General features: G+C 66.0%; 13 protein-coding genes. 6 read left to right on the top strand and 7 right to left on the bottom strand.

The window, feature by feature from the left end; translation table 11 throughout:
- Positions 1 to 154: 154 nt before the first annotated feature.
- Positions 155 to 358 (bottom strand): cold-shock protein, encoded by a 204-nt coding sequence (locus tag DIE15_RS23400; protein WP_004196460.1) that lies wholly within the window; start codon positions 356 to 358, stop codon positions 155 to 157.
- 34 nt (positions 359 to 392) lie between these two features.
- Positions 393 to 617, bottom strand: a complete 225-nt coding sequence (locus tag DIE15_RS37120) for a hypothetical protein (protein WP_160327445.1) — start codon at positions 615 to 617, stop codon at positions 393 to 395.
- A gap of 290 nt (positions 618 to 907) precedes the next feature.
- Here DIE15_RS37120 and clpS point away from each other — a divergent pair, with 290 nt between their 5' ends.
- From clpS to DIE15_RS23380, 4 genes are all read left to right on the top strand, one after another.
- Positions 908 to 1,222 carry an ATP-dependent Clp protease adapter ClpS gene (gene clpS, locus DIE15_RS23395; protein ID WP_006398529.1) on the top strand — a complete coding sequence of 105 codons (315 nt, stop codon included), beginning with the start codon at positions 908 to 910 and terminating at the stop codon, positions 1,220 to 1,222.
- On the top strand, positions 1,219 to 3,519 hold the full coding sequence (gene clpA, locus DIE15_RS23390; protein ID WP_057926081.1) for an ATP-dependent Clp protease ATP-binding subunit ClpA: 2,301 nt from the start codon (positions 1,219 to 1,221) through the stop codon (positions 3,517 to 3,519). Before clpS ends, clpA begins: the two co-directional genes overlap by 4 nt.
- 103 nt (positions 3,520 to 3,622) lie before the next feature.
- Positions 3,623 to 5,002: an amino acid permease gene (locus tag DIE15_RS23385; RefSeq protein ID WP_057926214.1), complete on the top strand. Its 1,380-nt coding sequence runs from the start codon at positions 3,623 to 3,625 to the stop codon at positions 5,000 to 5,002.
- 146 nt (positions 5,003 to 5,148) lie between these two features.
- Positions 5,149 to 5,919 (top strand): hypothetical protein, encoded by a 771-nt coding sequence (locus tag DIE15_RS23380; protein WP_124834459.1) that lies wholly within the window; start codon positions 5,149 to 5,151, stop codon positions 5,917 to 5,919.
- 53 nt (positions 5,920 to 5,972) lie between these two features.
- Here the strand turns inward: DIE15_RS23380 and dut are convergent, their stop codons facing one another.
- The 5 genes from dut to DIE15_RS23355 form a co-directional block, all read right to left on the bottom strand.
- Positions 5,973 to 6,419 carry a dUTP diphosphatase gene (gene dut / locus DIE15_RS23375; RefSeq protein ID WP_124834458.1) on the bottom strand — a complete coding sequence of 149 codons (447 nt, stop codon included), beginning with the start codon at positions 6,417 to 6,419 and terminating at the stop codon, positions 5,973 to 5,975.
- Positions 6,420 to 6,474: 55 nt separating this feature from the next.
- Positions 6,475 to 7,686, bottom strand: coding sequence for a bifunctional phosphopantothenoylcysteine decarboxylase/phosphopantothenate--cysteine ligase CoaBC (gene coaBC, locus DIE15_RS23370; RefSeq protein ID WP_057926078.1), 1,212 nt, complete (start codon positions 7,684 to 7,686; stop codon positions 6,475 to 6,477).
- A gap of 67 nt (positions 7,687 to 7,753) precedes the next feature.
- Positions 7,754 to 8,254 (bottom strand): signal peptidase II, encoded by a 501-nt coding sequence (lspA, locus tag DIE15_RS23365; RefSeq protein ID WP_124834457.1) that lies wholly within the window; start codon positions 8,252 to 8,254, stop codon positions 7,754 to 7,756.
- A gap of 2 nt (positions 8,255 to 8,256) precedes the next feature.
- Positions 8,257 to 11,094 carry an isoleucine--tRNA ligase gene (gene ileS / locus DIE15_RS23360; RefSeq protein WP_124834456.1) on the bottom strand — a complete coding sequence of 946 codons (2,838 nt, stop codon included), beginning with the start codon at positions 11,092 to 11,094 and terminating at the stop codon, positions 8,257 to 8,259.
- Positions 11,095 to 11,196: 102 nt separating this feature from the next.
- A complete protein-coding gene (locus tag DIE15_RS23355; protein WP_057926075.1) occupies positions 11,197 to 12,189 on the bottom strand; it encodes a bifunctional riboflavin kinase/FAD synthetase in 993 nt (330 codons plus the stop codon).
- Positions 12,190 to 12,311: 122 nt separating this feature from the next.
- Between DIE15_RS23355 and purN the strand changes: the two genes are divergently transcribed.
- Positions 12,312 to 12,974: a phosphoribosylglycinamide formyltransferase gene (gene purN / locus DIE15_RS23350; RefSeq protein WP_057926074.1), complete on the top strand. Its 663-nt coding sequence runs from the start codon at positions 12,312 to 12,314 to the stop codon at positions 12,972 to 12,974.
- A complete protein-coding gene (locus DIE15_RS23345; RefSeq protein ID WP_057926073.1) occupies positions 12,971 to 14,233 on the top strand; it encodes an RsmB/NOP family class I SAM-dependent RNA methyltransferase in 1,263 nt (420 codons plus the stop codon). Before purN ends, DIE15_RS23345 begins: the two co-directional genes overlap by 4 nt.
- Positions 14,234 to 14,235: the final 2 nt, after the last annotated feature.

The following is a 14,235-nucleotide window of genomic DNA, read 5'->3' as shown; positions in this document are numbered from 1 at the left end:
GTATGACGGCATTCGATCTGCGCTTGAAACAAGACAATGTGTGTTCAATTATCGGGATTGAACGAAAAGGCCGGCCAATCGAATTAACGAGTGGCCGGCCTGAAAAAAAGAAACCCGGCGCAATGCCGGGTTTCTTCGTCCGATATCCGGTGCCTTACGCGGCCTGGATGTTCGACGCTTGCTTGCCCTTCGGCCCTTGAACGACCTCGAAGCTCACCTTCTGGCCTTCCTTCAGGGTCTTGAAGCCCTGCATGTTGATGGCCGAGAAGTGCGCAAACAGATCTTCACCGCCCTCGTCGGGAGTGATGAAACCGAAGCCCTTCGCGTCGTTGAACCACTTAACGATACCAGTTGCCATTTTCCTACTTCCCCTGTCACACAGTCGCTGCTACTTACCACGAGCACGCTCGAAAAGCTAAACGACCGGAAAAATACAGCCGTTCCCCCCTCACAAGCTCACCTTCGGCCTCTTTCATTTCGCCAAGCGGCAAATTGAAAAAAGTGCCAGCTTGATTGTTGGCGCTCTTTATTTGAGTGTCAAGTGGAATTTTTAGACGGTTAGAGGGCCGTTGTAAAGAACCCATTTTCAGGGTTTTTCCGGCTTTGCTTTGCAGCATGCCGCCGAGCGCGTGGACTTGAAAAGTCGCATAATCAGCTCATATACCAGGCTCGAGTGACACGCGATCGAGTCGTCCCGGCTTGTGGGATACTGGATGCGGATGCGACGGTCCGGTGCAGTTTCCCCCTGACGGTTCGTGTTCCGCGCCATGCGTGAAAGCCGGCACCGCAGCCGGCTTTCGTATGGCACGAAGACGATCGCGCGTCGTCGGGAACCAGGGAGGGCGCCGGCCGGTCGGTCGGGTAATGGCAGGATTGCGGGCCTGTCCGAGTTGTTTAGAATGGGTGTATGGCGATTATCCCGGACAAGCAGGACAGCACCGTCCTGGAACGCAAGCAGCAGAAGCTCAAGCCGCCTTCGATGTACAAGGTGGTGCTGCTGAACGACGACTTCACGCCGATGGAGTTCGTCGTGATGGTCGTACAGGAGTATTTCAAGAAGGATCGCGAGACGGCCACGCAGATCATGCTGAAGGTCCATCGCGAAGGGCGAGGGGTTTGTGGGGTCTATACGCGGGACATCGCGTCGACCAAGGTTGAGCAAGTCGTTACCCATGCGCGGCAGGCCGGGCATCCGCTGCAGTGCGTGATGGAGGAAGCATGATTGCCCAGGAATTGGAAGTCAGCCTGCACATGGCGTTCATGGAAGCACGCCAGGCGCGCCATGAGTTCATTACGGTCGAGCATCTGCTGCTGGCCCTGCTGGATAATCCGACGGCAGCCGAGGTGTTGCGCGCGTGTGCGGCCAACATCGAGGACTTGCGTCAGAACCTGCGCAATTTCATCCACGACAACACACCTACCGTCCCGGGCACCGACGATGTCGATACCCAGCCGACGCTCGGTTTCCAGCGCGTGATCCAGCGCGCGATCATGCACGTCCAGTCGACGTCGAACGGCAAGAAGGAAGTCACCGGCGCGAACGTGCTGGTCGCGATCTTCGGCGAGAAGGATTCGCATGCCGTCTATTACCTGCAGCAGCAGGGCGTCACGCGCCTGGACGTCGTGAACTTCATTTCGCACGGCATCGCGAAGACGAACGGCGGCGAAGCCGCGAAGTCGACCGACGCGAATGCGGAAAGCGAGGACGCGAACGCGCAGAAGGAAACCCCGCTCGCACAGTTCACGCAGAACCTGAACCAGATGGCGAAGGATGGCCGCATCGATCCGCTGATCGGGCGCGAGCCGGAGGTCGAGCGCGTCGTGCAGGTGCTGTGCCGCCGCCGCAAGAACAATCCGCTGCTCGTCGGTGAAGCCGGTGTCGGCAAGACCGCGATCGCGGAAGGCCTCGCCTATCGCATCACGCGCGGCGAAGTGCCGGACATCCTCGCCAACGCACAGGTGTATTCGCTCGACATGGGCGCGCTGCTTGCGGGCACCAAGTATCGCGGCGACTTCGAGCAGCGGCTGAAGACGGTGCTGAAGGAACTGAAGGAGCGTCCGCATGCGATCCTGTTCATCGACGAGATCCATACGCTGATCGGCGCGGGCGCCGCATCGGGCGGCACGCTCGACGCGTCGAACCTGCTGAAGCCGGCGCTGTCGTCGGGCACGCTCAAGTGCATCGGCGCGACCACGTTCACCGAGTATCGCGGCATCTTCGAGAAGGATGCGGCCCTGTCACGGCGCTTCCAGAAGGTCGACGTGACGGAGCCGACGGTCGAGCAGACGGTCGCGATCCTGCGCGGGCTGAAGTCGCGCTTCGAGGAGCATCACGGCGTCAAGTATTCGTCGGGCGCTCTGTCGGCCGCGGCCGAACTGTCGGCGCGCTTCATCACCGACCGTCATTTGCCGGACAAGGCGATCGACGTGATCGACGAAGCCGGCGCCGCGCAGCGCATCCTGCCGAAGTCGAAGCAGAAAAAGACGATCGGCAAGAGCGAGATCGAGGAAATCATCTCGAAGATCGCGCGCGTGCCGGCGCAGAGCGTGTCGCAGGACGATCGCAGCAAGCTGCAGACGCTCGATCGCGACCTGAAGAGCGTCGTGTTCGGCCAGGATCCGGCCATCGACGCGCTCGCCGCATCGATCAAGATGGCGCGCGCGGGCCTCGGCAAGATGGACAAGCCGATCGGCGCGTTCCTGTTCTCCGGCCCGACGGGCGTCGGCAAGACCGAAGTGGCGCGCCAGCTCGCGTTCACGCTCGGTATCGAGCTGATCCGCTTCGACATGTCGGAATACATGGAGCGTCACGCGGTGAGCCGCCTGATCGGCGCGCCGCCGGGCTACGTCGGGTTCGACCAGGGCGGCCTCCTGACTGAAGCCGTCACGAAGAAGCCGCATTGCGTGCTGCTGCTGGACGAAATCGAGAAGGCGCACCCGGACATCTTCAACGTGCTGCTGCAGGTGATGGATCACGGCACGCTGACCGACAACAACGGCCGCAAGGCGGATTTCCGCAACGTCATCATCATCATGACGACGAACGCGGGCGCCGAGTCGATGCAGAAGGCGACGATCGGCTTCACGACGCGCCGCGAGACGGGCGACGAGATGACCGACATCAAGCGCCTGTTCACGCCGGAGTTCCGCAACCGCCTGGATTCGATCATCAGCTTCCGCTCGCTCGATGAGGAAATCATCATGCGCGTGGTCGACAAGTTCCTGATCCAGCTCGAGGAGCAGCTGCACGAGAAGAAGGTCGACGCGCTCTTTACCGACGCGTTGCGCAAGCATCTCGCGAAGCACGGCTTCGACCCGCTGATGGGGGCGCGGCCGATGCAGCGGCTGATCCAGGACACGATCCGCCGAGCGCTGGCCGACGAACTGCTGTTCGGCAAGCTCGTCAACGGCGGGCATGTGACGGTCGACGTCGACGAAAACGACAAGGTGCAGTTGTCGTTCGACAAGCTGGCGAATCCGCCGCACAAGCCGAACGAAGAGACGGTCGAAGTCGAGTAAGCGATAATTCGTTGTTCATGCGAACGGCGCGGGAAGTTCTCCGCGCCGTTTCGTTTTATCTGGCGCCGGTGGCGCAATGGTGGTGCAGGGGAGTAGCAACGCAGTGACACAACAACAACGGTCGTTCGACAGCATCGTCGCGCGCGAACAGGGTTTGCGCCATGCGCTGACGTCGGGGCAGATGGCGATGATCGCGATCGGCGGCGCGATCGGCACGGGGCTGTTCCTCGGCAGCGGGTTCGCGATCGGGCTCGCGGGCCCGAGCGTGCTGGTCTCGTATGCGATCGGCGCGCTGATCGCGCTGCTGCTGATGGGCGCGCTTGCGGAAATGACGGTCGCGCATCCGACGGCCGGTTCGTTCGGCGCGTATGCCGAGCACTACGTCGGCCCGCTCGCGGGCTTTCTCGTGCGCTATGCGTACTGGTTCGCCGTCGTGTTCGCGATCGGCACCGAGATCAGCGCGATCGCTGTGTTCATGAAGTACTGGTTCCCGGCCGTACCCGGCTGGTACTGGGTGATTGGCTTTTCCGCGCTGCTGATCGCGGTGAACCTCGCGAGCGTCACGCTGTACGGTTCGGTCGAATATGCGTTCTCGCTGTTGAAGATCGCGGCGATCGTCGTGTTCATCGTGCTCGGCGCGTATCTCGTGTGGTCGGCACCGCCGGCTTCGGGCATCGGCTTCGCGAACTACACCGCGCACGGCGGCTTCATGCCGAAGGGGCCGTGGGGTACCTGGGTCGCGGTGATCGTCGCGATCTTCAGCTACATGAGTATCGAGGCGGTCGCGATCGCGGCGGGCGAAGCGCGCGATCCGCAGCACGCGGTCACGCGTGCATTCCGCTCGACGGTGTTCCGGCTCGTGCTGTTCTACCTGCTGACGCTGTCGCTGATGCTCGCGATCGTGCCCTGGACGCAGGCCGGCACGGACGAAAGCCCGTTCGTGAAGGTGATGGCCGCGACGCACGTGCCGTATGCGGCCGGCGTGATCAACTTCGTGCTGCTGATCGCGGCGCTGTCGGCGATGAACAGCCAGCTCTACGTGACGACGCGGATGATGTTCAGCCTGTCGCGCGCGCGGCTCGCGCCGGCGGTGTTCGGCCGGCTCGGCAACAACGGCGTACCGCGTGCGGCGCTGTGGATCTCGACGAGCGGCGTCGCGGTCGCGACCGTGCTGGTCGCGCTGTCGCCCGACACGGCATTCACCGTGATGATGGCGATCGCGATGTTCGGCGCGCTGTTCACGTGGCTGATGATCTTCGTCACGCACCTGCGCTTTCGCGCGCGATATCGCGGCCCGGCGCTCGCCTTCCGGATGTGGGGACACCCGTTCGGCAGCCTGCTCGGTGCGGGGCTCGTCGGCGCGATTCTGCTCACGACCGCGTTCACGCGCGAATTCCGGATGACGATGGTGGTCGGCGTCGTGTTTGCCGTGCTGCTGACGCTCGCGTACGCGCTGCACTACCGGCACCAGCACGCGCGTTGACGCATGAGCGCGCGCCGTGCGCAAGCGCGCGGCGACGCGGTGCAAGGCCGCTAAGGTTCCGTTAAGCCGGCGGCGGCTACATTCGAACCTGTCCGCGATACGGGTTGGCGCACGCCAGCCCGTCGCCATCTGCAAAAGGGGTTCGAATGAACAAGCTTCCTCAGATCACGCTCGCATTCTGGATCATGAAGATCTGCGCGACGACGCTCGGCGAAACCGGCGGCGACCTGCTATCGATGACGCTGAACGTCGGCTACGCGGTGAGCTCGATCCTGCTGTTCGGTTTCTTTCTCGTCACGCTCGGTGCGCAGCTCAGGACGACCGGCTATCGCCCGGCCATCTACTGGGCCGTGATCGTTGCGACCAGTACGGCCGGCACGACGATGTCCGATTTCATGGACCGCACGCTCGGCCTCGGCTATGCGGCCGGCGCGTCTATCCTGGTCGCGATCCTGCTGGCGATCTTCGCGGTGTGGCGCCTGAGTGGCGAATCGCTGTCGGTCGACCTGATCCGCACGCGCAAGGTCGAGCTGCTGTACTGGATCGCGATCCTGTTCTCGAACACGCTCGGCACCGCGCTCGGCGATTTCCTCGCGGACAGCTCGGGCCTAGGCTTCGGCCGCGGCGCGCTGCTGATCGGCGGGTTGCTCGCGGTGATCGTGCTGGCGCACTATTTCACGCGGATCTCGGGCGTGCTGCTGTTCTGGGCCGCGTTCGTGCTCACGCGCCCGTTCGGGGCGACGGTCGGCGACCTGCTGACGAAGCCGGTCGACAAGGGCGGACTCGCGCTCGGCACGGTCGGCTCGTCGGCGGTGCTGCTGGGGGTGCTGGTCGCGATGGTGGTCTACGCCGGCGTTGCGCAGGCGCGGCGACGCGAGCTGGTGCCCGCGCGGATCGTGCAGACGGCCGATCGGTGACCGGAAGCCTAAAAAGGAAAGGGGCCGTGAGGCCCCTTTTTGTATTGCGCCGTTCAGTGACGGCCGGTGCTGCCGAAGCCGCCCTCGCCGCGATCGCTCTGCGCGAAGTCGTCGACGATGTTGAACTGCGCCTGCACGACCGGCACGATCACGAGTTGCGCGAGCCGCTCGAACGGGTTCAGCACGAACTCGGTCTGGCCGCGGTTCCACGTCGACACCATCAGCTGGCCCTGGTAGTCGGAGTCGATCAGGCCGACGAGGTTGCCGAGCACGATCCCGTGCTTGTGGCCGAGGCCCGAGCGCGGCAGGATCAGCGCCGCGTAGCCGGGATCCGCGAGATGGATCGCGAGGCCGGTCGGCACCAGCATCGTTTCGCCTGGCTGCAGCGTGACAGGGGCGTCGAGGCACGCGCGCAGGTCGAGGCCCGCGCTGCCAGTGGTGGCGTAGGCGGGCAGGTAGTCGCGCATGCGCGCGTCGAGAATCTTCAGGTCGAGTTTCATGCGGTCGTCGAATCGGTCGGGAAGGGCGCGGCGGCGCGTGCCGCCGCGCAGGGGATCAGATCAGGCGGTTGTCGGGCAGGCGCTTCGCGATTTCGGCGACGAGCGCGTGCGCGAGCTCGTCCTTCGGCGCGCGCGGCAGGCGTGTGAGGCCGGCTGCCTCGAACAGCACGACTTCGTTGTCGTCGCGGCCGAACGTCAGCGGGCCGAGGTTGCCGACCAGGAGCGGCACGTTCTTGCGCTTGCGCTTCTCGTCGCCGTGCACGTCGAGGTCGCCACTTTCGGCCGCGAAGCCGACGCAGAACGGCGGATCGGGCAGTGCCGCGACCGACGCGAGGATGTCCGGGTTTTCGACGAACGCGAGCGCCGGCATCTTGCGGTCGGCCGCCTTCTTCATCTTGTGCTCGGCGGGCTGGTCGACGCGCCAGTCGGCGACCGCGGCCACCGCGATGAAGATGTCCGCGTCGGATACCGCCTGCATGACCGCGTCGTACATCTGCTGGGCAGTCTGCACGTCCTGGCGGTACACGCCCCACGGCGTGTCGAGTGCGACCGGCCCCGCGACGAGGTGCACGTCCGCGCCGGCCTGCTGCGCGGCGCGCGCAAGCGCGAAGCCCATCTTGCCGCTCGAGCGGTTCGTCAGGCCGCGCACCGGATCGAGCGGCTCGAACGTCGGGCCGGCCGTGATCAAGACGCGTCGGTGCGCGAGCACCTTCGGCGCGAAGTGCGCGACGATCGCTTCATAGATCGCCTCGGGTTCGAGCATGCGACCGTCGCCGACTTCGCCGCAGGCCTGCGCGCCCGAATCGGGGCCGAGCACCGACACGCCGTCGGCGCGCAGTTGCGCGGCATTGCGTTGCGTGGCCGGGTTCTGCCACATCTGCCGGTTCATCGCGGGCACGACGAGCAGCGGACAGTCGCGCGCGACGCACAGCGTCGACAGCAGGTCGTCCGCGAACCCGTGTGCGAGCTTCGCGAGGAAATCCGTCGACGCGGGCGCGATCACGATCGCGTCGGCTTCGCGCGACAGGTCGATGTGCGCCATGTTGTTGTCGATGCGCGTGTCCCACTGGCTCGTGTAGACGGGCCGGCCGGACAATGCCTGCATCGTGACGGGCGTGATGAACTGCGTGGCGGCTTCGGTCATCGCGACCTGCACGGTCGCGCCTGCCTTCGTCAGCAGCCGGGTGAGCTCGGCGATCTTGTAGCAGGCGATGCCGCCCGTCAGGCCGAGAACGAGGTGTTTTCCAGCGAGTTCTGCGTGTGCCAACTCAGGTCTCCAGGGGTCAAACGGAACGGCCGGCGAGAAGCCGGCCGTCGACACCGAGTATGCGCGCTCAGCGCGAGCCGCGCACGCGACGCAGTTCGTCGTAGATCAGCAGCACCGCGCCGACCGTGATCGCGGAATCGGCGAGATTGAACGCCGGGAAGTGCCAGGCGCCGAGGTGGAAATCGAGAAAGTCGATCACGTGACCGTAGATCAGCCGGTCGATCACGTTGCCGAGCGCGCCGCCGAGGATTAGCGCGAGCGACAGGCTGAACAGCCGCTGCTGGCCGTGACGCTTCAGCAGGAAGCAGATCACGAGCGTCGCGCCGATGCCGAGCGCGGTGAACGCCCAGCGCTGCCAGCCGCCTGCGGTCGACAGGAAGCCGAACGCGGCGCCGCGGTTGTACACCAGCACGAGGTTGAAGAACGAGATCAGCGCATGCTGCGCGCCGTACGCGAACGTTTTCAGGATCGCGATCTTCGACAACTGGTCGAACAGGATCACGATCAGCGAAATGCCGAGCCAGGGCGCGAGCGCGCCGCTGGCCGGCTTCGACACAGTTTTCGCCATATTCAAGCAGCGCTCCGGATTTCGCCGTTTTCAAACAGGTTCGAGAAGCAGCGGCCGCACAGCGTCGGATGATCGGCATGCGCGCCGACGTCCTCGCGGTAGTGCCAGCAGCGTTCGCACTTCTGGTACTTCGACGCCGCGACGTCGACGCTTTCCTGCGCTTCGTCGTCGACCTTCACGACCGTCGCCGCCGACGTGATCAGCACGAACTTCAGGTCTTCGCCGAGGCTCGTGAGCGCGTCGTAGCGCGCGCCGCTCGCATGCACGGCCACTTCGGCCTGCAGCGACGAGCCGATGCGGTTCGCGGTGCGTGCTTCCTCGAGCGCCTTCGTCACGTTGCCGCGCACGTCGCGCAGCAACGCCCACTTCTCGATCAGCGCGGCCGAGCCGGCGACTTCCGGATACGCGTAGTACGTTTCCGTGAAGATCGTGTCGCTGGCCGGCTGGAACACCTTCCACGCCTCTTCCGCGGTGAACGACAGGAACGGCGCGAGCACACGCAGCAGGCCGTGCGTCAGGTGGTACAGCGCCGTCTGCGCAGAGCGGCGTGCGCGCGAATCGGCCGCGCTGGTGTACAGGCGGTCCTTCAGCACGTCGAGGTAGAAGCCGCCGAGATCTTCCGAGCAGTACGTCTGCAGCTTTGCGACGACCGGGTGGAATTCATACTTCTCGTAGTGGCCGAGCAGTTCCGTTTGCAGTTGCTGCGAGAACGCGACCGCATAGCGGTCGATCTCCAGCCATTCTTCAACCGGCACCGCGTGCTGCGCGAAGTCGAAGTCCGACAGGTTCGCGAGCAGGAAGCGCAGCGTGTTGCGGATGCGGCGATAGCCTTCCGTCACGCGCTTCAGGATTTCCTCGGAGATCGCGAGCTCGCCCGAATAGTCGGTCGACGCGATCCAAAGGCGGATGATTTCCGCGCCGAGGCGGTTCGCGACCTCATGCGGGTCGACGCCGTTGCCGAGCGACTTGCTCATCTTGCGGCCTTCGCCGTCGACCGTGAAGCCGTGCGTGAGCAGGCCCTTGTACGGCGCGCGGCCGTCGATCATCGACGCCGTCAGCAACGACGAGTGGAACCAGCCGCGGTGCTGGTCCGAACCTTCCAGGTACAGGTCGGCCGGGAACTGCAGCTGATCCTTGTGCGAGCCGCGCAGCACGTGCCAGTGCGTCGTGCCCGAGTCGAACCACACGTCGAGCGTATCGCGGTTCTTTTCGTACATGTTCGCGTCGTCGCCGATCAGCTCGCGCGGGTCGAGCGACTGCCACGCCTCGATGCCCGACTGCTCGACGCGCTTCGCGACTTCCTCGAGCAGCTCGAGCGTGCGCGGATGCAGCTCGCCGGTTTCCTTGTGCACGAAGAACGCCATCGGCACGCCCCACTGGCGCTGGCGCGACAGCGTCCAGTCGGGACGGTTCGCGATCATGCTGAACAGGCGCTGCTTGCCCCACGACGGGTAGAACGCGGTCGCGTCGACGCCTTCGAGTGCCGTTTCGCGCAGCGTCTTGCCGCCGTCGCGCGGCGTCACGTCCATGCCGGCGAACCACTGCGACGTCGCGCGGTAGATGATCGGCGTCTTGTGGCGCCAGCAGTGCATGTAGCTGTGCGTGTACTTCTCGCTGCGCAACAGCGAGCCGGCGGCGTTCAGCGCGTCGACGATCTTCGGGTTCGCGTCCCAGATCGACAGGCCGCCGAACAGCGGTAGCGATTCGATGTAGCGGCCATCGCCCATCACCGGGTTGATGAAGTCCGAATCGGTCATCCCGTGCGCCTTGCACGACTGGAAGTCTTCGATACCGTAAGCAGGCGACGAGTGCACGACGCCGGTACCCGTGTCGGTCGTCACGTAGTCGCCGAGGTACACGGGCGCGGTGCGCTTGTAGCCGGGGTGGGCCGGCGCGAGCGGGTGGTGGAAGCGCAGGTTCGCGAGCTTCACGCCGGGCGCGGTCGCGACGACGCGGCCGGTCAGCTTGAAGTCGGCCATGCAGGCTTCGACGCGCTCTTCCGCGATGATCAGCAGCCCGCGCTCGGTGTCGACCAGCGCATAGACGATTTCCGGATGGAGGTTCAGCGCCTGGTTGGCGGGGATCGTCCACGGCGTGGTGGTCCAGATCACAATGCCGCCCTCGGCGCGCGGCAGCGTCGGCAGGCCGAACGCCTGCGCGGTCCTTTCCGGTTCGGCGAACGCGAACATCACGTCGATCGTCGGGTCGGTGCGGTCCTTGTACTCGACTTCCGCCTCGGCGAGCGCCGAGCCGCAGTCGAAGCACCAGTTCACCGGCTTCAGCCCGCGATATACGTAGCCCTTCTCGATGATCTTGCCGAGCGCGCGGATCTCTTCCGCCTCGTTGACGAAGTTCATCGTCTTGTACGGATTCGCCCAGTCACCGAGCACGCCGAGGCGCTTGAAGCCGACCTTCTGCTTTTCGATCTGCTCGGTGGCGTACGCGCGCGCCTTGCTCATCACTTCGGCCGCCGGCAGCGACTTGCCGAACTGCTTCTCGATCTGGATCTCGATCGGCATCCCGTGGCAATCCCAGCCGGGCACGTACGGCGCGTCGAAGCCGGCCATGTTGCGCGACTTGACGACGATGTCCTTCAGGATCTTGTTGACCGCGTGGCCGAGGTGGATGTCACCGTTCGCATACGGCGGGCCGTCGTGCAGGATGAACTTCGGCCGGCCTGCGCTGGCCGCGCGGATCTTCTCGTAGATGCCGCGCTCTTCCCATTCCTTGACCCACTGCGGCTCGCGCTTGGGCAGGTCGCCGCGCATCGGGAACGGCGTGTCGAGCAGGTTGACCGGATACTTGGCCTGCGGTTTCGAATCGGCTTTCTTGTTGCTCATGATGGGATCGCTATCTAAATCGGGGGACGCTCGTGCGTCGTGAATCGGGGATGCGCGCGAGTGGGCGGCGCGAGGGTGCGGCGCCAGGCGCCGCCGTCCGGATCAGCTAATTCGGTCGGTCGCCGATGTCGAGAAGCCGGTCGCGCGGCTGCCCGGCGCGTGGTCGCGCTCGACGAAGTACGCGCGCGCATTCGCGACGTCCAGCGCGATCGCGCGCGACAGCGCCTCGAGATCGTCGAACTTCGCTTCGTCGCGCAGCTTCTTCAGGAATTCGACGCGGATGAGCTTGCCGTACGCGTCGCCGTGCCAGTCGAGCAGGTGGACTTCGAGCAGCACGCGGCCGGAATCGTCGACGGTCGGGCGCAGCCCGAGGCTCGCGACGCCCGGCAGCGGGGCGGGGCCCAGGCCGTGCACCTGCACGACGAAGATGCCCGCGAGCGCCGGCCGCTTGTGCGCGATCGGCAGGTTCAGGGTCGGGAAGCCGAGGTCGCGGCCGAGTTTCAGCCCGTGCGCGACGTGGCCGCTGATCGCGTAGCCGTGGCCGAGCGCCTGCGCGGCCGCATCGAGATCGCCCGCGGCGAGCGCGGCGCGTACGCCCGAACTCGAGATGCGCGTGCCATCGCTGCCGGCGACCGTGCCCATCTGCTCGACCTCGAAGCCGTACTGCTTGCCGGCCGCCTTCAGCGTGTCGAAGGTGCCTGCGCGCTTCGCGCCGTAGCAGAAATCGTCACCGACCATCATCCAGCGCGTGTGCAGCCCGCCGACCAGCGTGCGCTCGACGAACGCCTGCGGCGACTGGCTCGCGAACGTGTGGTTGAAGTGCTCGACGACGACGCGGTCGACCCCGTGGTCGCGCAGCGCTTCCAGCTTGTCGCGCAGCATCGCGATGCGCGGCGGCGCGCCGGCCGGATTGAAGAATTCGCGCGGGTGCGGCTCGAAGGTCATCACGCACACGGGCAGGCCGCGCGCGTCCGCTGCCGCGCGCACGCGCGCGAGCAGTGCCTGGTGGCCGCGATGGACACCGTCGAAGTTGCCGATCGTCAGCGCGCACGGCGCGCGGCTCTCGGCGTTGGGCAGGCCGCGGAAGACTTTCACGATAGCGGATGCAGCGTCGGGGAATGGGCGGTGGGATGCCGCAAAGCAGAAGATTATAAACGTTCGGGCGGCCCGGCGGCCGAGAAGGGGGGAAACGCGGGGGCGAATGGTAAAATTCGCGGATGAAAAAACTCGTGATCCTGATTTCCGGTCGCGGCAGCAACATGGAGGCCATCGTCCGCGCGTGCGCGCAGGAACGCTGGCCGGCCGAGGTCGCCGCCGTGATCGCCAACCGGCCCGACGCGGCCGGCCTGGCTTTTGCCGCGTCGCACGGGGTGGCGACCGCGGTGGTCGACCATCGGTCGTTTGACGGCCGCGACAGCTTCGATGCGGCGCTCGCCGCCGAGATCGACCGCTTCGCGCCCGATCTCGTCGTGCTCGCCGGCTTCATGCGCATCCTCACGCCCGATTTCGTCAGACGATATGAGGGCCGGCTGCTGAACATCCACCCGTCGCTGCTGCCGAGCTTCAAGGGCATCCACACGCACCAGCAGGCGCTGGATGCCGGCGTCGCGCTGCATGGCGCGAGCGTGCATTTCGTGATTCCCGAACTCGACAGCGGCGCGATCGTCGCGCAGGGCGCCGTGCCCGTGCGTGCGGGCGACGACGCGGCGGCGCTCGCGCAGCGCGTGCTGACGGTCGAGCACGTGCTGTATCCGCGTGCGGTGCGTTGGTTCGTCGAGGGGCGCCTGCGCCTCGAGAACGGCCGGGCAGTGGTGGCGCCGGAAGAGGCGCGCTGGATTTTCGCGGATCAACCGCATACCGAAAAGAGCGAGGGCGTATGAAGCTGCACGGATTCCTGATTGGCCAGACCGAGACCCTGCTGGCCGAGGTGCTGAAGTTCACCGGCCCCGCGGACGCGACGACGAGCCGGTTCTTCCGCGCGCACCCGAAGCTCGGCCACGCCGAGCGCGGCGTGATCGCCGAGGCGGTGTTCGCGGTGCTGCGCCGGAAGATGGAGTTTTCGCACCTCGCCGAGAGCGGCACGGGCAGCCCCGCGCGGCGCCTGACGCTGCTCGGCCTGATGCAGACGCTCGGCCGCAATGCGCTGAAGCCGTTCGTATCCGACACCGAGGCCGCGTGGCTCGAGCACGTGTCGAAGATCGATCCGGCGAGCCTGCCGGTGCGCGTGCGCACCAACCTGCCGGACTGGATCTACCAGGCGCTGTCGGCCCGCTTCGACGCCGAGGAACTCGCGCAGCTCGCCGCCGCGCTGAACTACCCGGCGCCGCTTGACCTGCGCGCCAACGCGCAGAAGGCGACGCGCGACCAGGTGATCGACGCGCTGCGCGCGAACGGGATCGATGCGGGCGAGACGCCGTTCGCGCCGCAAGGCGTGCGCGTCGTCGGCAAGCCGGCGCTCACGCGCCTGAAGCTGTTCGAGGAGGGTCAGATCGAAGTGCAGGACGAGGGCAGCCAGCTGCTGTGCTCACTGGTCGCGCCGCGCCGCGGCGAGATGGTCGTCGATTTCTGCGCGGGCGCAGGCGGCAAGACGCTCGCGCTCGGCGCGATGATGCGCTCGACCGGGCGCCTGTATGCGTTCGACGTATCGGAGAAGCGACTCACGAAACTGAAGCCGCGCCTTGCGCGCAGCGGGCTGTCGAACGTGAACCCGGTGCTGATCGACAGCGAGCACGATGCGAAGATCAAGCGGCTTGCCGGCAAGATCGATCGCGTGCTGGTCGACGCCCCGTGCAGTGGCCTCGGCACGCTGCGCCGCAACCCCGACCTCAAGTGGCGCCAGACGCGCACGTCGATCGAGGAACTCACGCCGAAGCAGGCGTCGATCCTCGCGAGCGCCGCGCGTCTCGTGAAGAAGGGCGGCCGGCTCGTGTACGCGACCTGCAGCGTGCTCGACGCGGAGAACGAGGCGATCGTCGAGCAGTTCCTGGCCGACCATCCGGACTTCGTGCTGGTGCCCGCGCAGAAGGTGCTGGCCGACCAGCGCATCGAAATCGAGACCGGTGACTACCTGTCGCTCTGGCCGCACCGCCATGCGACCGACGGCTTCTTCGCCGCGGTGCTGGAACGGCGCGCGCAGTAACA

The sequence above is a fragment of the Burkholderia sp. Bp9031 genome, assembly GCF_003857965.1.
Taxonomy (GTDB): Bacteria; Pseudomonadota; Gammaproteobacteria; order Burkholderiales; family Burkholderiaceae; genus Burkholderia; species Burkholderia ambifaria_A.
The sequence above is the reverse complement of the archived record's forward strand: the minus strand, read 5'-3'. Positions and strand labels throughout refer to the sequence as shown.

Coding starts and splice junctions, on each gene's coding strand:
- DIE15_RS23400 (WP_004196460.1), bottom strand. CDS start 358: ATGGCAACTGGTATCGTTAAGTGGTTCAACGACGCGAAGGGCTTCGGT.
- DIE15_RS37120 (WP_160327445.1), bottom strand. CDS start 617: ATGCTGCAAAGCAAAGCCGGAAAAACCCTGAAAATGGGTTCTTTACAA.
- clpS (WP_006398529.1), top strand. CDS start 908: ATGGCGATTATCCCGGACAAGCAGGACAGCACCGTCCTGGAACGCAAG.
- clpA (WP_057926081.1), top strand. CDS start 1,219: ATGATTGCCCAGGAATTGGAAGTCAGCCTGCACATGGCGTTCATGGAA.
- DIE15_RS23380 (WP_124834459.1), top strand. CDS start 5,149: ATGAACAAGCTTCCTCAGATCACGCTCGCATTCTGGATCATGAAGATC.
- dut (WP_124834458.1), bottom strand. CDS start 6,419: ATGAAACTCGACCTGAAGATTCTCGACGCGCGCATGCGCGACTACCTG.
- lspA (WP_124834457.1), bottom strand. CDS start 8,254: ATGGCGAAAACTGTGTCGAAGCCGGCCAGCGGCGCGCTCGCGCCCTGG.
- ileS (WP_124834456.1), bottom strand. CDS start 11,094: ATGAGCAACAAGAAAGCCGATTCGAAACCGCAGGCCAAGTATCCGGTC.
- purN (WP_057926074.1), top strand. CDS start 12,312: ATGAAAAAACTCGTGATCCTGATTTCCGGTCGCGGCAGCAACATGGAG.
- DIE15_RS23345 (WP_057926073.1), top strand. CDS start 12,971: ATGAAGCTGCACGGATTCCTGATTGGCCAGACCGAGACCCTGCTGGCC.